Genomic DNA, 21,597 nt, shown 5'->3' with positions numbered 1-21,597 from the left:
CCTGCGCCCGAAGATGAAGCGGCGCAGCGAGATCCGGCTAGGCGGCGCTGAGTTTGCCGGCGGGTACGGTGCGCCGATGCCAGGCCGGGTCGTAGACGAAGGCCAACCGGCCCAAGGTGAGTGCGGCGAGCAGCAGCCCGAAGTCACGCAATGCCACGTCGTAGAAGCCCGGGTAGCTCAGCAAGTTGAGCATGATGCCGGCGAGCCATGCGGCGACGACGAAGGCGGCGTAGCGCGGTTTGACCGCGACCGCCAGGCCCGCGACGATCTCGATCACCCCGACGATCCACATCGTCTGCTGCGCGCTGAACGGAACGAGGTCGACGAGCCACGGCGCCAGGTAGTTCTCCCAGGTGGTGAGCACGTTGGTGAACTTGTCGAGGCCGAAGACGATCGGCAGCACGGTGAAACCGATCCGCAGCAGCAGAAACGCGCCGTACGCGGGTTCGCTGCGTGCGCGGCGCACAGCTTCGCCGAGGTTGCGGGAGGGGAGCGAGGTCGAAGCGTTCATCACGGAAACCCTTCTGTAAGAATAATGAGATGTGTTTTTAGAGTCTGCCCTCGCCGCTCATTTGTCAACACTGATTGGTGTTAGAGTTGGGCATGCCCACTCCGCGTTCTGGCGTTCCAGCGGTGCTGGCGGCGCTCAGCAACCTCGACGACCCGGTGCGGCGCAAGCTGTACGAGCATGTGATCGAGAGCGACGCCCCCGTCTCGCGCGAACAGGCCGCCGCTGCCGCGGGGATCGGCCGGACACTGGCGGCGTATCACCTGGACAAGCTGGCTGAGGCCGAGTTGGTGACGGTCAGTTACCAGCGCCCGGCCGGTCGCGGCGGGCCCGGCGCGGGGCGGCCCGCGAAGTTCTATGCGCGGGCCACGAAGGAAATTGCGTTCAGCGCGCCACCGCGCGACTACGAGCTGCTGGCCCGGCTGATGGTTTCGTCGGTCGAGCAGGACGACAGTGGTGCCGTGCGGGCGGCGGTGCACGAGGCCGCGCTCGCCGAGGGTCGGCGGGCGGCCGCGGCCAGCGGTGGTGATCTGCTGGCGGCGTTGCGGAGTTGTGGGTACTTGCCCCACGTCGACGACGGGGATATCAACCTGCGTAACTGCCCTTTTCATCTGGTTGCCCAGGACCATCGGGAGTTGGTGTGCGGGCTGAACTTGCGGTTGATCGAGGGCGCGATCGCCGGCAGTAACCAGCCCGACGCGTGCGCGGAATTGGCGCCGCATCCGGATCGCTGTTGCGTGGTCGTGCACCCGGCCGGCGCGCGGTAACGCTCTTCGCCCGGACCCGACGACGACCGATGCCGGACTTCCGCGCGTCGAGGTGTTCTGAGCGCGGATGCGGGTATGCCGCGAGCGGAGGATGTTCTCGGGACGAGGAGTTCACATGCGTGTCGTCGTAACGGGTGCCACCGGAAATGTCGGAACCGGAGTGGTCGACGCACTGGCCGCGGATCCGCAGGTGACGTCGATTCTCGGACTCGCGCGACGTAAGGCGGACCGTGCGGTAGCCAAGACGCAATGGGCCGCGGCCGACGTGCGGACCGACGATCTGGCGGCCCTGTTCCGCGGTGCGGACGCCGTGGTCCATCTGGCGTGGTTGTTCCAGCCGACGCACCAGCCGACGGCAACCTGGGAGGCCAACGCGATCGGCAGTTCCCGAGTGCTGGAAGCCGTTGCCGCCGAACAGGTTCCGGCATTGGTGTATGCCTCATCGGTGGGCGCCTACTCCCCGCGGCGCGACGAACGCCCGGTCACCGAGAGCTGGCCGACCAATGGCTGGCCGTTGGCCGGGTATACGCGCGAAAAAGCTTACGTCGAGCGCCTGCTGGACACTTTCGAACAGCGGCACCCGCAGTGCCGGGTAGTCCGGCTGCGCCCCGCGTTCATCTTCCAGCGCGGTTCCGCGAGCGCGCAGCGACGCCTGTTCGCAGGCCCGCTGCTGCCCAACCGGTTGGTGCGCCCGGACCTGATCCCGCTACTGCCCGATATCCCGGAACTGCTGTTCCAAGCCGTGCACACCGCGGACGCAGGCGAAGCGTTCCGGCTCTCCGTCACTCGAAAGGTGGCCGGCCCCTTCAATATCGCCGCCGAACCAGTGCTCGACACCGCCCGCCTGAGCGAACTCCTCGGCGCGCGCCGGGTGCGCATCCCCACCCGCCTACTGCGCTCCGGGCTCGCCGCCGCCTGGCACCTCCGACTGCTCCCGGTATCACCCCAGCTCCTCGACGCGTTCCTGCGAATACCGGTTCTGGACACCACCCGAGCACACACCGAACTCGAATGGCAGCCGCGCCACAGCTCACTGGACGCGGTGCAGGAGCTGCTGGAGGGCATCCGCACGTCGGCGGAGATCGACACTCCGCCGCTGGCACGGCACGCCGGCGGTCCGCTGCGTATCAACGAATTCACCTCCGGCGTAGGCGGTTCCGACCCAGTGGACCGCTCCGCGGCGAACTCACACCGTACTTGATGGAGGCCCATTCCCCCGGTTTTGTGTAATAGTGCGGCTGGCGTACGCACCCGACTTCCCGCTTCGAGTTGACCGTCCCGCTGCCCGCGTTGGACGACGACGTGCACGACCTGATCGCGGAAGCCGTGGTGGTGGGCGACGGCCGCGATGGAGCGTCGTCGAGCGGACTGTCGCGTCAGTGCTCGACCCGCGGCAGCGTGGCGAGCAACTCGCGCCAGCTGCCCGCCGCGGCGTCACGGGCCGAGACCACCGTCACCGGTTGTGGCCAGTCGATAGCAAGGTCGGGGTCGCTGTAGGCCACGCCGATGTCCTGCGCCGGATCATGCGGCCGGTCGATTCGATAGCACACGTCGGAGACATCGGTGAGCGCTTGGAATCCGTGCAGGAAGCCGGGCGGTACGTACAGGTGCCGAAAGTCGTTGTCGTCCAACAGGAAAGCCTGTCGATGTCCGAAAGTCGGCGACTGCGGCCGGATATCGATCAGCACATCGTGTACGGCGCCGTGCGCACACCGCACCAGCTTCGCCTCGCCCGGCCCGGATCGTCCGTGCATGCCACGGATCACGCCACGGACCGAACGGGATTGGGAGTCTTGCACGAACGTCGCCGCCGTCCCGGGGGCGCCTAGATAGGCGTCGAATTCGACGGCGTCGAAGGTCCGGGTGAACAGGCCTCGATCGTCGCGGAACGGTTCCGGGGTGAGAACCAGGACGTCGGCGAGATCGGTCGGCTCGATACGCACCACGTCATCGTGCCCGACGGCACCCTTCGTGCGCCAGCGGGCGCCAGCGGGCGCCAGCGGGCGCCAGCGGGCGCCGTCGGGCACGACGGTTCCGTGGCCACGCGGTGACGGCGTGCAGGGTCCGGGCGCGGCAGTCTCGATCAGACTGCGCCTGCGCGCGTTTGGAGTCCAGCACCCAGTTTTCGGGTCTGTCAGCGGCAGAACGCCACACGCGACGATGAGCGAGCGTCATTCTGAAACGATCGATCGGCGCCTGACGATGACCGAAGTACCAATGCTCGTTGGGTGTCGTCCTCGCCTCGGTGATGCGACAGGAGGGAATCCGACGGTCGCGGGGGTACGGCCGGAGCGAGGCAACGCCGCGGTGTCTTGCTGGGTAAGCGTCGTTGCGGCCCTTCGTGTTTCGGTGAGTTGGAGAGGATATCCCTCCTTCTCTCCGGTATTGACGAGGGAAGCGAAGATTGATAGTTTCAATGCGGGAACGTCTAGTTGTTCGCGGGAGGGAATCTGAGGATGAATTCACAGTCTCAGGTGCAGACGATCGAATAAGCGCCTTTCAGCGCGTAGCGCAATAGTAATTTTTTGATGCAGTCGAACTGCATAGAGTCGGATATTTTCGTTCCCGTGATTTGCCCGATCCAACGGTAGCTTTCTCCGGGGATAGTCCGGAAAGCCGCTCGTCGGTTCACATTTCTGGGGAACTCTTGAACGTCAATTTGTCTCGTAGTCCGCTGGCCAGGCAACAGCTGCCGTTGCCCAAGGCACAATATCGCTCTCAGCTCAATGATCTCTCGCTGGGTCTTACGTTGGCCGACCAAATAAGTACCGGCCGAATCCGTGGCCCGGTCCGCCGGGTGCCCGCGGGTAGCCGCATCTACGGGCGCGGCGATACCTCGGATTGGATCTGCCTGATCCGCATCGGCTGGGCGAAAACACTCAGTACCTCACCGCAGGGCAAGCTCTGCGTCCTCGGCATCGAAGGACCGGGCTCGGTCCTCGGAGTGGCCAAGGATGCCAAGGGTTCTCGCAGCGAGGACATCGTGACGAAGACCGAGGTGCAGTTCAACGTCGTGCCGCGCGCCGACTTCGAACGCTTCCTGGCCACTCCGCTGTTCGGTGCGCAGTGGCGCAGGCACATGATCGAGTTGATGAGCGAAAGGCAGCGCACGATCATCTCGTTCGTGACGCTGGACAGCGAGCGACGGCTGGCGGCAACGCTCGTGCAGTTGGGCACCAATTGGGGAATCACCCACGATGCCGCCACGCGCCTGCGATGTTCGCTGACCCATGAGGAACTCGGCCAGATGGTTGGCACCACCCGCTCGCGGATCGGATACTTCATCAATCGGTTCCACGAGATGGGCATGGTCTCCAAATCCACTGATGGGCTCGTCCTGCACATGGAAGTATTGCGACGCTTTGTCCAGGGTTGAGCGCGGAAACGCCCACCGCGCCTGGCTCTTTCCCGGCCAGGGAGCGCAGGTCGCCGGAATGGGAATCGACCTGCTGGCACGATTCACCGACGTACGGCGCGTGTGCGATTCGGTCCTCGACTTCGATATCGCCGAGGCGTGCGCGGGCCGAAACGGTCACCTGGATCGGACCGATCATCTACAGCCGACGCTGTATACGGTCAACTACTTGCATGCGCGGGCCCTCCAGGAGACCCAGGACTTGCCTGCGGTGATGGCAGGGCACAGTCTCGGCGAGATCAGCGCCCTCGTGGTGGCGGGCTTCCTCGACTTCGAGCAAGGTCTGCGATTGGTCGCGACGCGTGGCCGGTTGATGCACGCAGTCCGCGACGGCGGCATGGCTGCCGCGGTGCGGATCGAAAGGCCCGCGCTCCTCGCAGTGCTCGAGGCCAGCGGGTTGACGACGATAGACGTCGCCAACTGGAACTCCGGCACCGAGACCGTCCTGTCCGGACCCGTGTCCGACCTCGCGCTGCTGAAAGACGCCGTTCGCGCGGCCGGCGGCATCTTGATTCCGCTGAAGGTCGGTGCCGCTTTCCATTCGCGGTATATGGCGGAAGCCGCCGATTCGCTCGGTGCGTTCCTCTCCGACATCGTGTTCGAGCCCGGAGCAGTCGCGGTGCTGAGCAATGTCACGGCACTCGAGTACACGCCACAGGATGCCGCTCGACTCTTGGCACGGCAGGTTCGCGAACCGGTGCGCTGGAGCGACTGCATGCAGGCGCTGCGGCGGCGCGGCGTTACCGAGATCGAGGAGGTCGGGCCAGGGGGAGTACTGCGCAAACTCTGGGCTGCGAACCCGGGCGAGGACCGACCCCGGTCGAACGGCTCGCCGATCGTGGTCGACGCGCCTGCCGCAGCGGGAAACTTCTGTGCCGCCTACCGTGTTCGCCACGCTTATGTGGCCGGCTCGATGTACCGAGCGATCTCGTCGGTGGAGCTGGTCGAGAGAATGGCCAAGTCGGGTTATCTGGCGTTCTTCGGCAGCGGGGGAATCTCCAGGACGGAGATCGACAGCGCCGTCTCGCGGCTCGCCCGCACCTGCGCCGGCCTGCCCTACGGGCTCAACATACTCAGTCAACCCGAGCGTGCGCAGGCAGAGCAGTGGGTCGTCGACGCGGCTCTGCGTGCCAAGGTGACGGTTGTGGAAGCGTCCGCCTACACCACGCTGTCCGCCCCGCTCGTCCAGTACCGATACTCCGGTAGTCGCATGACCGCGGGAACGCCCCACGTACCGAACCGAATAATCGCCAAGGTGTCGCGCGGTGAGGTGGCACGGAAGTTTCTGTTGCCGCCGCCAAGGGAGATCGTCGACGATCTTCGGGCGAAAGGCCTGCTGACCGTTGCCGAAGCGCGGGTCGCCGAAGTGGTGCCGGTCGCCTCCGATATCTGTGTCGAGTCCGATTCCGGCGGGCACACCGATCGGGGCAGCGCACTGATTCTGATACCCAGCATCGTCGGCCTGCGTACCCACATCGGATCGTCGTCCCCGGCGAGCAGGCAGGTGCGCATCGGTGCCGCGGGCGGGCTCGGCACGCCGTCGGCTATCGCCGCGGTATTGACCCTCGGCGCCGAGTTCGTGCTCACCGGCTCGATAAACCAGTGCACCCCGCAGGCCGGTACCTCGGACTCGGTCAAGGACCTGCTGGCGACCCTCGGCGTGCACGACATGGCGCTGGCACCGGCCGCCGACCTGTTCGAGGTCGACGGGCAGGTGCAGGTGGTTCGCAAAGGTACGCTCTTCGCCGCGCGGGCCAACCGATTACAACGGGTATACCGCGAGCACGGGCGCTGGGACGATGTCGATCCGCCCACCCGGTCCAGCATCGAACGACGGATCCTGAAGGACAGTTACGACAATGTCCTGGAGAAGGTGCGGTCCCGCTACCTTCTGCAGAATCGGGCCGACCGGCTGAGGTTGCTCGAGCAGGATCAGCGGCAGCAGATGGCGGCGGTTTTCAAGACGTACCTGGCGCACACCACTGTCGCTGCCATCGAGGGCGACGCCGCGCTCGCCTCGGACTTTCAGATCCATTGCGGGCCCGCGCTCGGCGCCTTCAACGAATGGGCGCAAGGATCCGCACTGCAGGATTGGCGAAACCGACACGTCGACACGATCGCGGATGCATTGTTGGCGGCGGTCCGAGCCGACAGCCGCGACGGCCGTACCACGGGAAACGCTCGGTCCGATCTCGATCGAGTGCCCGATCCGATTGGATAACTTTGAGCAGCCCCGGCGGGCAATCCGGGAGACGCTTCAGCCATCGACGGTATCTACCCGGAGGATTTCGAAATGGTAGTCGCGCCTTGGTCGAAGCGTGCCCTCGCCTGGCTCATCGACATGCACGTCAGCATGATCGCCCTGGTTCTCGCCTACGTGGTGAGCACGTGGGGCTCGAACAATATCGGCGGTGGGGCGGCCGTGGCAATCACCACGGTGGCCTACGTGATCTGGTATATGGTCGGGTTCGTGAATCGGTGCATCTGGATGGGGCGCACAGGTCAATCGTGGGGACGCAAGTTCTTCGACATATCGCTCGTCGATGAGCGGCGCGGGAAACCGATCGGCATATGGAAGGCCTTTGTTCGCGAGAACACGCACTTCCTCGATTATTTCTCGCTCGGTTACGGCTGGTTCCGGCCGTTCCGGGACCGCAAGGGACAGACGCTCGCGGACTACTTCAACAAAACGATCACCGTCGAAGGCAAACCCCCGCTCCAGCCGGTGATCGTCGCCGAGCGTGTTACCGCTCCGGAGACCGGTCACAACCCCCTGCAGGCGGCCCTATGAGGCCGAAGGTCCCTGCGCCGCAACGCCTATGGTGAATCCGAGCAGCACGGACGGAATGCGGCGCGCGCGTCTGCAACATCGGCACGGTCTCACGACGCGGCCATTCGCCTCGGTAGCGGAAGCAGTCCGCTCGGTGGTCGCTTTTCACGCCACGGACCCCGCCACTGTGCACTTGGGGCTGGCCGCCCGGTTGGCACCCGGGTCGGCCGAGTCCTTGTCGGACGACCTGTTCGGCTCCGGGAATTTCGTGAAGATGCATGCGATGCGCCGCACCGTCTTCGTCGTCAGTCGTGCCGATGTCCCGATGCTGCGTGCGGCCGTAGTCCTCGACCTCGCTGTCAAGGAGCGCCGGGCGATCCTGCAGCTCCTGACCTCGGCCGACCTCGGTGAAGCTTGGCTGAAATCGGTAACGGACTCGATCTGTGCCGTACTCGCCGACGGGGTACCGCGGTCCGGCGCGGCGTTGGGCAAGCTCGAACCCCGCCTCACGCAACAGGTTCGGGCACCGGGCAGAGCCTCGGCGAAATGGGTTTCGGTCGGTAGCCGGGTGCTCGGGCTGCTCGCGATGGAAGGGCAGATCGAGCGCGGCAGCCCGATGGGATCGTGGCAGAGCAATCAGGTCAGCTGGCTGCGGTCGACCGACTCGGCACCCGTGGACCGAGCCGCCGCCTGTGCGTGGCTGCTGGCCGGCTACCTCGCGCAGTACGGGCCTGCCACGCTGGAGGACATGGCCTGGTGGACCGGGTGGGGCAAGGCGCTGCTCACCCGGACCCTGGCCCAGATCGACACTCGCACAGTCGAACTCGAACACGGCCGAACCGGCATGGTGCTTCTCGGCGATGTCGCGGAGGACGGTCTCGTCGATACCGGACGCGCGGTCCTGCTGCCTTCCCTCGATCCGAGTGTCATGGGCTGGAAACACCGCGACTGGTATCTGGATCCGGCGATGGCCGACAGTCTCATCGATCGCACCGGCAATGTCGGTCCGACGGTGTGGTGGGGCGGTGCCGTCGTGGGCGGCTGGGGCCAGGACGCCCAGGGAATCGTGCGGTGGGAGTCGCTCGTTGCGCTGACCGCTGCGGCCCGCACCGCCATCGCCGATGAGGCGGATCGAGTCATGCACTTCCTTGCCGGTCGCAAGGTGTCGCCGCGGTTCCGGACGCCGCTCGAACAATATTTGGCGGCCACTGCGCAGGCGGAGACCGAATAACAGTCATTCAGGAGACATCGAATGATTACCAGTACACCACCGACCAGGCAAGAATTCGTCGATCGCCATCTGGCCGTTGCACGACCGCTCGTTGTGCGGCAGGGTCTGAACACGTGGCGCATTGCGCCGCCATGGAATTTCGACACGCTCGTTGCCCGAGTTGGTGATCAGCGGGTCCCGCTCTACGGCAGCCTGTTCGATTTCATCGGCTTATCGACGTTTCGGAATTACCACGATCGCTTCCTGACTTCCGCTGCGCCGACAGCGCAACCCGCCTATCTGCGTTGGTACACAAGGCAATCCGAGGCCCGATTGCCGTGGGCGGACAGCGCTTTCGATGCGCTGGCCGACTTTTGGCACGCGCCGCAGTGGCTCCCGGCCGACGGCTTTGTTTTTCCTGCCTATGGCGGGCGGACCGATGTCGTGCGGCAGTCGTTCCCGGCCAAGGGCATCTTCGTGTGCGGACGGGGCGGAATGACGCGCTGGCATGTCGACCCGTGGCGCAGCGATGCGTACCTGTGTCAGGTCATCGGCCACAAGCGCATTCTGCTGTATCGGCCGGGCACGGCGGCCCCACGAGACCCGGAGGCACTGGGCAGTGTCATCGATACGCCCGACGCACTGCCGCCCGGCTGGCCGGCCGAGCCGCTGATCGACGTGGTTCTCGCACCCGGCGACTGCATCTATATCCCGCAGGACCATCCACACGCCGCGGTCGCCTTGTCGCCGAGCCTGTCGCTCACGTGGAACTTCGTCCACCGCGCCAACGACGCGGGCTACCGGGCACTCGTCGCTTCGGATGCCGACGACGCCACCCTGCGGTACTTTTCCGCGCCCGTCGCCCAGATGGATGTTGCCTAGTTCGCCTGGACACGCTTCGGCCCGACGACTTTTTTTCGAGCGCCGGCGCTATCCGGCTACTTCGCTTGCTCGACCTTCGCGACGGACTTCGCGAAGAGCGCCTCGAAGGTGCCACGCTGCTGCGCGACGTTTTCGCCCTGCACCACCACGAACAAGGTGTAACCCCGGACGGCCGCGATGCCGACCAGCCTGCGCGTCGTTGCGGTCGTCCCATCCGCCGCGGTGTCGCGCGCCTCCTCGCTGTACATCGCCGCCTCGGCAGCGCTGAGCTGCCCCGGCACCGTCTCCGCCGTGATGCGATTGTGGCTGCTGACCACCCGACCGCCGACGCCCATCGGTCCGGTGACCTCGGCGCAGGCGCCGGACCGATTCTTGACGTAGGTGTCGAAATCGAAAGGCCCGGCGGAGATCTCGACAATGTAGAAGCTTCCGCTCGCCGGGTCCATCGCGGTCGCGGCATCGGCCGCCTCGGCAAGCGCAATTTCGCTGGTGGCGTTGGCCTTTGCCGCCTGGTCGCAGTGCGGCGGGGTGACGCTGCCGGTGAGCAGCGGCGTGTAGCTCTCGGTGAACGTCGCGGCGATCGCCGCCGAGTTCATCTGCTGGTACTCGGTCCCTGCTGGGAAATCGGCGGCCTCGGGCAGCAATTGCACTTGCGGCACGGTCGGTTTCGCGGAAGTCGTCGCGGTATCGGTGCTGCCGCAGGCGGTCAGTGCGACAGTGGCAACGGCGGTTCCGACGAACGCCCGGAATGATCGTGTGGTCATGAGTTCGCACGCACCTCGTCGATGGCTTTCCACAATCGCTGTGGGGTACTGAAGGTTTCGGGATCCCCGACGACCGAGTCGGGCAGCGAGATCGCGAGGGCATCCTCGAGATCGAGCAGCAGCGACACCGTCCGCAGCGAATCGAGTCCGAGATCGGTGAGGTTCGCATCGGGTAGCAGCGGCTCCTCGTCGGTCAGGAACGGAAGGCGGGCACGGATAATGGAGACGAACTCCTCATTCATGTAGTGCTCCTAGCGCGGTTCGAGCGGGCTCTCGGGTGACGGTCAATCTGCTGGCCGACACGACCGCATCGCCGTCGATGACGACCTCGATCGGCGCCGGGTGCCCCAGAAAGGCGATCAGGCTCGCGGTGAGCCCGTAGGCACCGACGTCGGGGATCCGGACGATCGCGCCTTCGGCGACCGCGGGCAGCTCGACGTCACTGGACAGACAATCTATGGGCGTGCACAGGGGGCCCACGAGCGATCCACGCACCAGACCGTTGTGCTGTCCGAGTATCTCGACGGCAGGATTGGGCCGGGCGAGCCTGCGCAGCCCCGACATCCCGCCGAGGTGGTTCACACCCGATTCGAGAACGACATACGAGTGGCCCTTGGACACCTTGCTGTCGACCACGCGCGAAATCAGCGATCCGCTGGTCGCGACCAGGTATCTGCCGGATTCGAAGCTGATCTGCGGCGGCGTGGCGCTACCGCACCACACCGCGGCGATGCGGTCACCCAGTCCTTGCAGCGCCGACAGATCCATGGCTGCGCCCCGGCCGGCGTACGGCGCGGGAAAGCCGCCGCCGAGATCGACCTCACGCAGCTCGACGCCGATGGCGGCGGCCAGCTCGGCGGCCAGGACGGCGTTGTCGGAAAGCTGGTCGGCGAGTCTGTCCGCAGCGGTGATGTTCGAGCCCGAGAAGAGATGGAATCCAACGACTTTCGCACCTGGGCGCGAGCGGAAGAGATCCGGTTGCGCCAGCAGCGCCGAGGCGTCCACGCCGAACTGCGAGGAGACGCCTGCCATCGTCAACGAACTCCCGGTGAGCCGAGCGTCGCGGTTTACTCGGATCAAGCACTCTGCCTCGGTCGAGTTCGCCAGGCTTTCGGTGGCGACCCGGTCGAGGTCGGCCGCCGATTCGATCGAAAAGCGTTGCACCCCGGTCCGTAACGCGTGCGAGACCGCGGATCGGGTCTTGCCGGGACCGGTGAACAGCACCTGTGCGGCGTCGGCTCCGGCCGCGTGCGCGGCGTCGATCTCACCTTCCGAGCTGACCTCCACGTCGCAGCCCTGGTCCAGCAGGCATTGGACAATGTCAGGGTGCGGGTTGGCTTTCAGTGAGTAATACAGCCTGCTCCCCGCGGGGAGGATCGTGCGCAGTGCCGCGCACGAGCTTCGAATTCGGCGTAAATCGTAGACATACAACGGGGTTCCGTATTCCCGGATCAGATCGGTGTACCGGCCGCCGGTCACAACGACTCCCGCAGCAGTCTCTTGTCGACCTTGCCGTTGACGCTCATCGGCAGCGTGTCCCGAAATACGGTGCGCTGCGGCAGCTTGCTTCGTTCGACCCGGTCGGCGAGCTGCGCCACGACGTCGCGCACCGCCAAGTCGGGCTCGCGGACCACGACGAGACAGGCTTGGTCACCGTTGTGCGGGGGGATCAGCGCGGCCTGCAGCACTCCGGTGATGTCGAGCGCGGCCGCCTCGATCTCGGCTGCCGACACGCGGAACCCGTTTTGCTTGTACTGCTCGTCTATCCGACCGTGGTGATACAGATAGCCGTCGTCATCCAGGTGGCAGAGGTCGCCGGTCCACAGCAGCGTCTCGCCCATGACATTGCGGCGAAATCGTTGTTCGGTCAGCTCAGGGGCGTTCCAGTACCCCGACATGACATTCGCTCCGCGGACGACGAGCTCGCCCACCTGGCCCGGCGGCAAGCGATTGCCTTGTTCGTCGACGACGTAGCACTCGGTGTCCTCGAGCGGGTAGCCGACCGAGTCGAGGCGTTCGCCGAGCCGGTCCAGGGGCATGATGGCCACGCGTTTGCACTCCGTGAGGCCGAACATGCGCACGACGGCCAACCCTGGAATGAGATTGGTGAGGTCTTGAATCACTACCGGAGCGAGGGGCGCGCCGGTGTTGGTGATCATGCGCAGGCGGGCGGGCGGCTCGCCCGAACGCGCCACCGCCAGTCGCAGGATCTGGGCGAGCGTGGGAACACAGGGAAGTATTGTCGCGCCGGTTCTTTCGAGCGTCGCCAGAATCGAGGCGCCGACCGCCGCGCGCGGCTCCAGGCACAGCGTCGCGCCGACGTCGGTGGTCAAGAATGCTTGGTAGAGGCCGTAATCGAAGGATTGCGGTAACACACAGAGGACTCTGTCGTTCGACGTGTAGTTGAGGCGCGCTTGAATTGCCTTCGCGGCGAAGAGAACTTGAGCATGGGTCGACAACACGCCTTTCGGTGCCGCGGTGCTGCCCGAGGTGTAGATCAAGCAGACCGGATCGCACGATATCGAGGATCGCGGTATCCCCGGCGAGGACCTGCGGTGGACATCGGCGAGTTCATCGATGTCGATGCGCCGCATGGCGGGCGCCGCTTCCTCGGCCAGGCCGGTGGTCGCCGAGTCGACGACCACTACGGCCGGTCCGCAGTCCTCGATAATCATCCGCAGCTGTTGCGGTTTGAGCTCCGGTGACACCGGAACGTAAACGAGGCCGCCGCGGGAGCATGCGTAGACCAGCGGGACCGCCATCGCGCTCGCCGAGGCGAGGGACAGGACGCGCTCGCCGCGATCGACACCGAGATCGCGCAGAAAGCCGTGCATGCCGAGGCTGAGCTGGCGCAGCCGTCCGTAACCCCACGTCTGGTCGCCGGAGCGCAGCGCGGTCTTGGACGGCGACAGCTTCGCCCGACGATCGAGCAGGTCGTGCAGCAACTGCTCACGCACGGAAAGCTCCTCACTGTGGCCGGGATACGGACTGTCACCGCAGGTTATGACTGCGAGCGGTGCGTGCGTGGCTCAAGGTTGAGCGCCGGACGCACCTGGTCGGAAAGCTCAATTCTGCGCAGTCCCGTCCGGCTGCCGCCCCTAATCTTCCGAGGGACAGGCGACGCCTAGAACCACAAGTGGGGAAACATGACCTTGATCGAACATGCCTTGCGCGATTCAGGGATCGACTCTTCAGCGCAGATCGTCGACGAGATGCTGGAGAAATTGATTCCGGTCTTGCAGACGAGCGCCGCCGAAGGGGAGGTGCAGCGCAGGCTCCCGGAACAAGTCGCCGCGGCGCTGGTCGAGGCAGGCGCTTTTCAGGTTCAGGTGCCCAAGTCGCTGGGCGGCTTGGAATTGAACCCGCTGGAGGCGACCCGCTTGGTCGAGGAGTTGTCCAAGGTCGACCCGAGCGCGGGCTTCCTGGTGGGCAATATGAACAGCCAGGCCTTCGCGATGATGGCGTTGTCGGCCGAGGGTGTCGAGGAGGTCTTCGCCGACAAGGGCGCGGTCATCTGCGGTGGTGCGTTTCCGCCCGCGATGGCGGTCGAGGCGCCGGGCGGCTACCTGATCTCCGGCCGCGCTTCGTTCGCCTCCGGCGCGCACATCGCCAGCTGGGTGACCGCGTACGCCATGCTCATCGAGAACGGTCAGCCGAAGATGACGCCGGCCGGCCCCGTCATGCTGCTTGCCGCGATGGACCGGCGTGACTGCGAACTCGTCGATAACTGGGATGTGCTCGGGCTCAAGGGAACTGGTAGCCACGACTACTACTACCAGCAGGTATTCGTCCCCGCCGCGCGGGTCGCGCCGTTGACGCTCGGTGAGCCAAATCGCTATTTCACTGCACCGCTGTACCGGTCACGGCTATGGTCGGGGCATTCGGCCTTCGCGGCGACAGCACTGGGTGTCGCGAGAGCCAGCTTGGACGAGGTCACCAGGCTGGTCCAGACGAAAAGGGGCAACTTCATGACCGAGTTGCTGGGGGATAGTGCTTCGGTACAGCGCCAGCTCGGTAAGGCGGAGGCCAAGCACCGTGCCGCCCGCTCTTATCTGTACGACACCGTCGATGAGCTGTGGCAGCACCAGCTGACCGGGGAGTTCGTCACCACCGAGCACGGCGTCTCCATGCAGCTGGCCGCGTGCTTCGTGATCGAGACGGCGCGCGAGATCAGTGAGATCACCCATGAGATCGCGGGTTCGACCGGCTTTCGCGAGTCGAGTCCACTGGAGAAGTACTTCCGGGATGCGCACACCATCAGCCAGCATGCCTTCGCTTCACAAGCGAGGTACGAATCGGCCGTGAAGGCGATGCTCGGCAAACCCAACGACTGGCTGTTCTTCCAGCTGTGACGACCAGACGCATCAGGACTCAACCGACAGTGAGGAAGAGACGATGACTCCCGCGATTCTTGCGGAGAACCTGGGGCGCAGCTACCGAGACAAGGTGGCGCTGGAGGGGCTGAACCTCGAGATCCCGCGCGGTGAGGTCTACGGACTGCTCGGACCCAACGGTGCGGGCAAATCGACCACGGTACGGATTCTCTGCACGTTGTTGCTGCCGACCACCGGCCGAGCGATGGTGGCGGGGTACGACATCGCCGATCACCCCAATGAGGTCCGTCTCCGCATCGGCGCGGCGTTGCAGGCCACGGCGATCGACGGTCTGCAGACCGGCCGGGAGATGCTGGCCCTGCAGGCGCAGTTGTACAACGTGCAGCCTGCGGCAGCCAAGAAGCGGATCGCCGAGTTGGAGTCCCTCATCGATCTGGGGAGCGACTTCGACAAGCGCGTCTCCACCTACTCGGGTGGTATGAAGCGCCGCCTCGATATCGCCACGGCGATATTGCACCGTCCCCCAGTGCTTTTCCTGGATGAGCCGACGACGGGCCTGGATCCGCGGAGCAGACAGCAGATGTGGGATGAGGTTCGCCGACTCAACGAACAGCTCGGGGTGACGATCCTGCTGACAACGCAGTACCTCGAAGAGGCCAATTTCCTGGCCCACCGGCTCGGCATCATCAACGACGGTCGCCTGGTCGCCGAGGGGAGTCCGCTGGAGTTGAAGCGGACGGTTCGCGACGACATCGTCGTGGCCAACATCAAAGGTGACGCCCGGCAGGCGGAGGCGCCATTGGCCGCCATCCGCGGGGTCAAATCGGTATCGACGGTGGGCGAGCGCATCGAGGCCAGGGTCTCCGACGGTGCGCAGGCGATCGGTCCGGTAGCCATCGCGATCCAGCAGGCCGGGCTGGAGCTCACCGATATCACACTGCGTACCCCGACCTTGGACGACGTGTTCATGGAACTCACGGGCGGCCATATCACGGAGGATGAGCATGAGCCAGTCCACTGAAGGCAAAATCAGAACAGGCGGCGAAGAATTCGCGGTCGATCCGGAACTCGAGCCGCGGGGTTCGTCTTTTCTGCGCGACGTCGTTGTTATCGCCAGGCGGTCGATCCGGCAGCTACCCAGGGAGCCGGAGGCGGTTTTCCCGGCGCTGATGATTCCGGTCTTCTTCATGGCGGTCAATATCGGATCGCTCGAGAAACTGACCGAGTCGGCACTCGCGATCGACTACAAGGCATTTCAGCTACCCGTCGGCATTGTCTTCGCGGTGACCGGCATCAGCCGAGGGGCCTCGCTGGTCGCGGACTTGAATTCGGGCTACTTCGATCGACTGTTGATGACGCCGGTCTCCCGGCTCGCGCTCCTGATCGGCACCATGGCCGCCGACTTCGTGCTCGTCGCCATGATGACGCTGCCGGTGCTGTGCTTGGGGTTCATCGTCGGCGTCGGTTTCTACAACGGCATCCTCGGATTCTTGGTCTTCATAGCGATATCGGCGCTGTGGGGCATGGTATTCCCGGGATTCACCTACGCGATCGCCTTCAAGACGGCCAGTCCGGCCGCCGTGGCGTCGGCAACCATTCTGTTCTTCCCGTTCGCCTTCCTGACCACCACCTTCTTGCCGAAGGAGCAGTTGAACGGTGCGCTCGGCGCGGTAGCGACGGTCAACCCGGTCACCTATATCCTCGAGGCCTTGCGCAGCCTGCTCAGCGAGGATTGGAATGCCTCGGCGCTCGCCCCGGCATTTATCGCCATCATTCTGGTGGGAATTTTGAGTATCGGCGCGGCCCTCACCGCGTTGCTGAGTCGTGTGAGTCGAAGTTAGCCAATTGTCAGCTGTGCCGAAGGAGGCGCCATGAACTACACCGGAACTTTCATCGCAGTCGCCGACGACTGCAAGGTCGATTACGGAAAGACGCCGGTCCCGCGCGGGTCGGCACGATCCGTCGCGCAGATCCAATACGAGATGCTCTCCGAGCACCCTTTCACATATACGCAGGAAGACGTGCTGTTCGAGTCCTGGTTCGCCCGCCAGGACCTAGAGGTGAGTGCGGCGGAGAAGGCCGACCTGCGCGCCCAGTTCTTCGCGAAGGAACAGCCGTGCCTGCGGACCTCGCCCCTGACGAGGACGCACGGCTGGGGCATGGTCTTCGACGAGCAGGGCCGAATCGCCCTGTGCGCCAAGGATTCACCGGAGTACGGCAAGTACCTCGAGTCCGCAGAACTCAAGGTGATCAAGGCGCTCCGTAGCAAGCGCGCCTGATTCGTTATGAAGTGCACATCGGATATTTCTCTGACAACTGACCCAGGAGGTCGCCACCCATGATCGCGTCGTACACCTGCACCACGCTCGACTGCCCGGACCATGACGCCCTGTCCGGCTTCTACGCCAAAGTTCTCGGCTGGAATGTCGTTCACCGCGACGACAACGTGGCGTATCTGGCCAACGATGCCGGCCTCAAACTGGGATTTCAGAAGGTCGACAACTTCGCGGCGCCGGTCTGGCCCAAGGGCGAGATTCCCCAGCAGTTCCATCTCGACCTCGAAGCCCAAGACCTTGCGGCCGCCGAGAAAGAGTTGCTTGCGGCGGGCGCGGTGAAGGCGGAATACCAGCCGGGCGGGGACTACTGGGTCGTCTTCCTCGACCCGGCCGGGCACCCGTTCTGTATTGCCCCTCCGATGAACTGAGGCCTCGGCCCCGAATCATCCGATCCGGCAATGGGTATGGACGTCGGCAGCCCTCTCGACCTGGTGGTCAAGGGGGCTGCTGCCACGCTCACTCTCAACAGGCCCGATCGGCGTAACGCGATCGACTCCGCGTTGATCACGGCATTGCATCGGGCGCTCGATGTCGTCGAGCGTTCGCCCGAGGTCCGGGTTCTGCGCCTCGGGCATCGCGGTCCATGGTTCTGCTCGGGCATGGACTTCGACGACCTGGACGGCAGCGCCGAACCGGCAGTGGACGCCGGCGAGTTCTTCGCCGTGCTCGAACGGATCGCCTGCGGCGACGTCGCGACGATCGCGGTCGTCGGCGGACAGGTCGCCGGCGGCGGTGTCGGACTGGTCGCCGCGTGCGACACCGTGCTGGCCGCCTCCGACGCCACCTTCGCTCTGCCAGAGGCACTCTGGGGCTTGCTGCCCGCCGCGGTGTACCCGTTCCTGCGCCGCAGGATCGGACCGGGACCGGCGCGCCACCTGGCCCTGTCGGCCCGAACATTGACCGCCGTCGACGCTGCCCGGCTTGGTCTGGTAGACGAGGTGAGTGACCGCCTCGAGCATGCGGCGACCGCCGCGACGCGCCAGACCGTGCGGATCGACCGCGAAACGATCGCCCGGATAAAGGCGTACACCAACACCTACGACCCACTGCCCGCCGATGCCCGAACCAGGGCGGCTACCGCGCTGGCGGGTGCGATGCGGGCACCGGGTGTCGTGCCGCGGATCGAGCGGTGGACGCGGACGGGTCGCCTACCGTGGGAGTGACAGCGATCCCGGCCGGGTATTCGCTGCGCCGAGATGGGTCGAAATAGCCTGCGCGACTTGGTCACTGTGGGTGTACAGGGCGAAGTGGCCGCCGCCGACCACGACGGAGTTCGAGTGTGGAAACGCGGCCGCGACCCGGGCGGCATCCGAGGCCGCAACCACCACATCCGCCGCTGCGGACACCACGGTGATCGGTATATCGACCGCCTGCACGCGGGGATCCAGGAGGGGATCGTCTGCCCAGAATTCCAGATGCCGCTCCGCGTAAGCGATCAGGGTGGGCGGGTCGCGAAAGACCGAGGTAGCCGGGTCGTCCAGTTCCGCGGGCAGGCCGATGGACGAGCTCGGATCGGTCGAGCGACGGCGGTTGAGCGCGTCGATCCAACGCGCGGCCGTGCGCGGGCGCGCCCGTACGGTAGTGAGCAAATCCACCAACTCCGACTCGTATTCGGTATCGACAGTCAGCGGCCGCCCAGGGCCTTTGAACGACGGGTTGAGCAAGACCAGCGATTGGACGAGGGCCGGGTAGTCCGCCGCGACGCGCAGTGCGGTCTTCGGGCCGGTACACCACGCCACCAGATGAGCTGTGCGACCGGACAGCAGGCGCGCGAGTTGTTCTTCCTGCTGGGTTCGGGTCCACGCCAACTCCGGACTCCAGACCGAGGTCGCACGGTGGCCGATCCGGTCACGAAGTCGCGACCATGCAGCCGCGCCCTGGCCGAGTGCGTTGACGAAAACTAGTGGGGAGGGCGGTGATTCAGACACGGATCTCTTCCGGAAATTTATGGACAACGAAGTCGAAAGCCGGGGCATGCACGGCAACCGACACATGGTGCTGCGGCGAAGCGCGCCAGGACCGCACGGACCAGTCGCGGTCCCCGTCGGCCCGGTGAGCTTGGCCGCGCTCATCGAAATCGAAGCCGACTGTCGCGAACGGCAGGCTCAAGCCCTTCCCGAGCGCCTTGGTTGTTGCTTCCTTGAGCGTCCAGAGCAGGCAGAAGTGGTCGGCGCGGGTGTCCGGCGCGAGCTCGTGCATCCTGGCCGACTCGGCAGCCGAGAGAACTCGGTCCGTGAGGCGCGCGACCGTCGATGGATCGGTTCGTCGCTCGACATCGATCCCACACGGCACCGCGCGGGTGACCACGACGGCAACCATGTCGTCGGTGTGCGAAAGATTGACCCGGATATGCTCGGCCGGCCATGGTGCGGAAATCTCGGGACGCCCGTGTGGTTTCGACGCTCGCAGTTGCCATTCCGCGGGACGCACCGCGGGAACGCACCAACTGAGCGCGTGGCGAGTGAGCGCATGAGCGGCGGCGAACGCGCGGCGCGGCTCGCGTGGCAAAATCCGACTCCACCGGCGCAGCTCCTCGGGGCTCAAACAGCCGAGGGCGGTGACTTCGTCGGTGGCGGCGATCCACACGTGGGCTTCGTGCGTGCGGAGGGTTACGGCGGGCCGCAGTGCGGCAGCGGTCGGTTTCATTCGAACGTCCCAGGGGGCGTACGCGACAGCACGGTCGCCACCGCGATAATGGCGCTCATCACCGCCACCTCCCGCAATCCTGTCCGCAGAAAGCCCGCGGCCAACGGGTCGGGCACGGTGGCGGGCACACTGTGCCGGCGATGCCACGCGCCGAAACCGAATAGTCCGATCAACCCGATCGCTTTGATGAGCACGAGCAAGAGATAATTCCGGGAGTAGCCGCCTACTTCGGGCGCCTGGGCAAGCAGGCTGCCCAGTCCACTGATCCCCGTCGCGATCCCGCAGGGCAGTGCCAGCCGACTGAATTTCGGCAGCACGGTCCGTACCGCAACCCGATCGCCGAGGACCCCACCTACGATCAGCAGCATCGCCAAGCCGCCTACCCAGAGCGCCGCAGCGAGGACATGCAGGACGATCATCCCCAGGCTGACAACGTGATTCGACGCCGAGCTCGGGTGTCCACCCGCGTAGGGCAAGCAGGTAGCCACCATGCCGACAACGAGCAGATTCAGGGGCGTCGTCCCGGTGCGGATCAGTATGGCCAAGCAGAGAAATCCCGCGATACTCCCGAGGCAATACAGGATGCCGGGCATGGTCAGGCACGCGAGGTAGTCCGCCACCGCGATGGTGTGGGCGGGCCTGCCGACGATGGCCGAAATGCCCAGCATCACTTGTAAAATCAGCGCGACCACAGCGATGAAGGCGAGCAGGCGCGTGGCGCGTCGCAGCGACACCACTGCTGTGCGATGGCGGGGGAGCCCGTCGAGTATCACCAGCCCGAGCAGCGTGCCGACCGCCAGGACGGCCGCTGTCGTCCCGGTAAAGCGGAGCAACGGAGTGCCCCACCTGGTGACCGGCCCCGGGTCGAAGGCGATCAGCTCCGGCGGTGGCGGCTCGGCGATTCCGGTGAGTTGTGCTCCGGCAAGCAAGACTCCGGTCACTATCGCAGCCCAGCAGCCGGCCACCATCACGCGGGCGGTCACCGTCATCCAAGAGCGCTCTCGCCTGCGCGCTCGTTCGCTTCGGTGTCCTCGTCGGCGGAGGCACTGTCTTCCTCGGCGGGGCGCACAGCGTTCGACACAGCCTTGCGCAGGAACCAGATGATGAATCCGCCGGTAATCAAGTGAAGGAAGTGTTCGGCCAGAAACTGGCTCAGCGCGTTCATCATGCTCAGCGGAAATGCGCTCGACAGTTGCAATCGCCCTGCGAGCCAGCGGACTTGGGGCTGAACCAATGCAGGCTCAATGCGACCAGGATGGGCAGCATGACGGCCATGTTATAAACGAGATGCAGCTCGACCCGGGGGAAGAACGTCTGAATGATGCTGGTCGGCGCGGGCTTTCCCAAAAAATTCAGCCCGGACCAGTACTGCGTGAGCAAGAAGGAATGCTCGGCGAAGTGCCACGTCTGAATACCGAGGGCGATGGTCCACCACTTCCGGCTCCGTGCCTGGAAGCCGCCGCGCAGCAGGAGCAAACCGACGATCATCAGCACGGCATAGGTCCAGTGCAACAACTCGTTCTTGTTGACCACCGGGACGATATAGCCGAGGAAGCCACCTGCTTTCGGTCGCGGCATGTCCAGCACGTAGATCTGGAAAGCCTGGACGACGTGCTCCACCCAGTGCGCGACGATGATCGCGATATATACCTTCAGCGCTTGGTAGTGCTTCTCCGAGTTGATCTGGGCGACCCAGGAATCCGGCTTGCGCGGTTGCAGCTTTTCCCTGGCGTCAGTGCCGGATCCGATTGTTGCCACTATGGCCCCCAGCTCGCGTGTGAATAGAGGTTCACACCACATCGTGCCAAGCGCACCACATGCCGGAGGGCGCAAAAATGTGCATCCGCTCAGGAAGCCCACTCCGGGCCGACCGATCGGGCGTCGGCGGGAGAGGCTCTGGGAAGCCGCCCGCACCCTAGTTGTGCGGTGGTCGCGCGCGTCGCTGTCCCAAGAAACTCGAGTGGC

Annotated in this window: 24 protein-coding genes; 13 read left to right on the top strand and 11 right to left on the bottom strand. The window is 65.3% G+C overall.

All coding sequences use genetic code 11. From position 1 onward, the window contains the following. Positions 1-37: 37 nt before the first annotated feature. Positions 38-511: a hypothetical protein gene (locus tag ACIHA7_RS32910; RefSeq protein ID WP_397294995.1), complete on the bottom strand. Its 474-nt coding sequence runs from the start codon at positions 509-511 to the stop codon at positions 38-40. A 92-nt stretch (positions 512-603) separates the two neighbouring features. Between ACIHA7_RS32910 and ACIHA7_RS32905 the strand changes: the two genes are divergently transcribed. Both ACIHA7_RS32905 and ACIHA7_RS32900 read left to right on the top strand, forming a co-directional pair. Next, positions 604-1,275 (top strand): helix-turn-helix transcriptional regulator, encoded by a 672-nt coding sequence (locus ACIHA7_RS32905; RefSeq protein WP_397294993.1) that lies wholly within the window; start codon positions 604-606, stop codon positions 1,273-1,275. A gap of 115 nt (positions 1,276-1,390) precedes the next feature. Then, a complete protein-coding gene (locus ACIHA7_RS32900; RefSeq protein WP_397294991.1) occupies positions 1,391-2,476 on the top strand; it encodes an NAD-dependent epimerase/dehydratase family protein in 1,086 nt (361 codons plus the stop codon). 175 nt (positions 2,477-2,651) lie between these two features. On the opposite strand, the gene rfbC is transcribed toward ACIHA7_RS32900, so the two are convergent. Next, a complete protein-coding gene (gene rfbC / locus ACIHA7_RS32895; protein WP_397295541.1) occupies positions 2,652-3,218 on the bottom strand; it encodes a dTDP-4-dehydrorhamnose 3,5-epimerase in 567 nt (188 codons plus the stop codon). A 629-nt stretch (positions 3,219-3,847) separates the two neighbouring features. Here rfbC and ACIHA7_RS32890 point away from each other — a divergent pair. The 5 genes from ACIHA7_RS32890 (at position 3,848) to ACIHA7_RS32870 (ending at position 9,552) form a co-directional block, all read left to right on the top strand. After that, positions 3,848-4,651, top strand: a complete 804-nt coding sequence (locus ACIHA7_RS32890; protein ID WP_397294989.1) for a Crp/Fnr family transcriptional regulator — start codon at positions 3,848-3,850, stop codon at positions 4,649-4,651. Next, complete coding sequence (locus ACIHA7_RS32885) at positions 4,602-6,911, top strand: PfaD family polyunsaturated fatty acid/polyketide biosynthesis protein (RefSeq protein ID WP_397294988.1); 2,310 nt, start codon at positions 4,602-4,604, stop codon at positions 6,909-6,911. Before ACIHA7_RS32890 ends, ACIHA7_RS32885 begins: the two co-directional genes overlap by 50 nt. Positions 6,912-6,983: 72 nt before the next feature. Continuing rightward, positions 6,984-7,481 (top strand): RDD family protein, encoded by a 498-nt coding sequence (locus ACIHA7_RS32880; RefSeq protein ID WP_397294987.1) that lies wholly within the window; start codon positions 6,984-6,986, stop codon positions 7,479-7,481. Positions 7,482-7,614: 133 nt separating this feature from the next. After that, positions 7,615-8,691: a DNA glycosylase AlkZ-like family protein gene (locus ACIHA7_RS32875; RefSeq protein ID WP_397294985.1), complete on the top strand. Its 1,077-nt coding sequence runs from the start codon at positions 7,615-7,617 to the stop codon at positions 8,689-8,691. Between the two features lie 21 nt (positions 8,692-8,712). Next, on the top strand, positions 8,713-9,552 hold the full coding sequence (locus tag ACIHA7_RS32870; RefSeq protein WP_397294983.1) for a cupin-like domain-containing protein: 840 nt from the start codon (positions 8,713-8,715) through the stop codon (positions 9,550-9,552). 56 nt (positions 9,553-9,608) lie between these two features. Here the strand turns inward: ACIHA7_RS32870 and ACIHA7_RS32865 are convergent, their stop codons facing one another. From ACIHA7_RS32865 to ACIHA7_RS32850, 4 genes are read right to left on the bottom strand one after another with little or no spacing between them, the layout of a single operon-like run. Further along, positions 9,609-10,316, bottom strand: a complete 708-nt coding sequence (locus tag ACIHA7_RS32865) for a hypothetical protein (protein WP_397294982.1) — start codon at positions 10,314-10,316, stop codon at positions 9,609-9,611. Beyond that, the gene (locus ACIHA7_RS32860; protein WP_397294980.1) at positions 10,313-10,558 is read right to left on the bottom strand and encodes a phosphopantetheine-binding protein; all 246 of its coding nucleotides are present in this window, start codon (positions 10,556-10,558) and stop codon (positions 10,313-10,315) included. Before ACIHA7_RS32860 ends, ACIHA7_RS32865 begins: the two co-directional genes overlap by 4 nt. Next, positions 10,551-11,795 carry a type III PLP-dependent enzyme gene (locus ACIHA7_RS32855; RefSeq protein ID WP_397294978.1) on the bottom strand — a complete coding sequence of 415 codons (1,245 nt, stop codon included), beginning with the start codon at positions 11,793-11,795 and terminating at the stop codon, positions 10,551-10,553. The genes ACIHA7_RS32860 and ACIHA7_RS32855 overlap by 8 nt, the downstream gene beginning before the upstream one ends. Next, positions 11,792-13,273 carry a class I adenylate-forming enzyme family protein gene (locus ACIHA7_RS32850; protein WP_397294976.1) on the bottom strand — a complete coding sequence of 494 codons (1,482 nt, stop codon included), beginning with the start codon at positions 13,271-13,273 and terminating at the stop codon, positions 11,792-11,794. Before ACIHA7_RS32850 ends, ACIHA7_RS32855 begins: the two co-directional genes overlap by 4 nt. A gap of 189 nt (positions 13,274-13,462) precedes the next feature. Here ACIHA7_RS32850 and ACIHA7_RS32845 point away from each other — a divergent pair, with 189 nt between their 5' ends. The 6 genes from ACIHA7_RS32845 to ACIHA7_RS32820 are packed head-to-tail and all read left to right on the top strand — an operon-like array spanning position 13,463 to position 18,149. After that, a complete protein-coding gene (locus ACIHA7_RS32845; RefSeq protein WP_397294973.1) occupies positions 13,463-14,668 on the top strand; it encodes an acyl-CoA dehydrogenase family protein in 1,206 nt (401 codons plus the stop codon). Positions 14,669-14,711: 43 nt separating this feature from the next. Then, positions 14,712-15,671: an ATP-binding cassette domain-containing protein gene (locus ACIHA7_RS32840; RefSeq protein ID WP_397294972.1), complete on the top strand. Its 960-nt coding sequence runs from the start codon at positions 14,712-14,714 to the stop codon at positions 15,669-15,671. Further along, positions 15,655-16,491, top strand: a complete 837-nt coding sequence (locus tag ACIHA7_RS32835) for an ABC transporter permease (RefSeq protein ID WP_397294971.1) — start codon at positions 15,655-15,657, stop codon at positions 16,489-16,491. Before ACIHA7_RS32840 ends, ACIHA7_RS32835 begins: the two co-directional genes overlap by 17 nt. A gap of 30 nt (positions 16,492-16,521) precedes the next feature. After that, positions 16,522-16,929 carry a DUF6157 family protein gene (locus tag ACIHA7_RS32830; protein ID WP_397294968.1) on the top strand — a complete coding sequence of 136 codons (408 nt, stop codon included), beginning with the start codon at positions 16,522-16,524 and terminating at the stop codon, positions 16,927-16,929. 59 nt (positions 16,930-16,988) lie between these two features. After that, positions 16,989-17,354 (top strand): VOC family protein, encoded by a 366-nt coding sequence (locus ACIHA7_RS32825; protein WP_397294966.1) that lies wholly within the window; start codon positions 16,989-16,991, stop codon positions 17,352-17,354. A gap of 30 nt (positions 17,355-17,384) precedes the next feature. After that, the gene (locus ACIHA7_RS32820; RefSeq protein ID WP_397294964.1) at positions 17,385-18,149 is read left to right on the top strand and encodes an enoyl-CoA hydratase/isomerase family protein; all 765 of its coding nucleotides are present in this window, start codon (positions 17,385-17,387) and stop codon (positions 18,147-18,149) included. Here the strand turns inward: ACIHA7_RS32820 and ACIHA7_RS32815 are convergent. From ACIHA7_RS32815 to ACIHA7_RS32795, 5 genes are read right to left on the bottom strand one after another with little or no spacing between them, the layout of a single operon-like run. Beyond that, positions 18,135-18,914, bottom strand: coding sequence for an alpha/beta fold hydrolase (locus tag ACIHA7_RS32815; RefSeq protein ID WP_397294963.1), 780 nt, complete (start codon positions 18,912-18,914; stop codon positions 18,135-18,137). The genes ACIHA7_RS32820 and ACIHA7_RS32815 overlap by 15 nt on opposite strands. Then, on the bottom strand, positions 18,907-19,572 hold the full coding sequence (locus ACIHA7_RS32810) for a 4'-phosphopantetheinyl transferase family protein (RefSeq protein ID WP_397294962.1): 666 nt from the start codon (positions 19,570-19,572) through the stop codon (positions 18,907-18,909). Before ACIHA7_RS32810 ends, ACIHA7_RS32815 begins: the two co-directional genes overlap by 8 nt. 56 nt (positions 19,573-19,628) lie before the next feature. Then, complete coding sequence (locus ACIHA7_RS32805) at positions 19,629-20,621, bottom strand: copper resistance D family protein (RefSeq protein WP_397294961.1); 993 nt, start codon at positions 20,619-20,621, stop codon at positions 19,629-19,631. Then, positions 20,618-20,797: a hypothetical protein gene (locus ACIHA7_RS32800; protein ID WP_397294959.1), complete on the bottom strand. Its 180-nt coding sequence runs from the start codon at positions 20,795-20,797 to the stop codon at positions 20,618-20,620. The genes ACIHA7_RS32805 and ACIHA7_RS32800 overlap by 4 nt, the downstream gene beginning before the upstream one ends. Positions 20,798-20,802: 5 nt before the next feature. Beyond that, complete coding sequence (locus ACIHA7_RS32795) at positions 20,803-21,390, bottom strand: hypothetical protein (RefSeq protein WP_397294958.1); 588 nt, start codon at positions 21,388-21,390, stop codon at positions 20,803-20,805. Positions 21,391-21,597: the final 207 nt, after the last annotated feature.

Origin of the sequence: Nocardia sp. NPDC052316, from assembly GCF_044547795.1 — a bacterium.
In the GTDB taxonomy this organism is placed as follows: Bacteria; Actinomycetota; Actinomycetes; order Mycobacteriales; family Mycobacteriaceae; genus Nocardia.
Note: the sequence above shows the minus strand (reverse complement) of the source record. Positions and strands in the feature narration are given on the sequence as shown.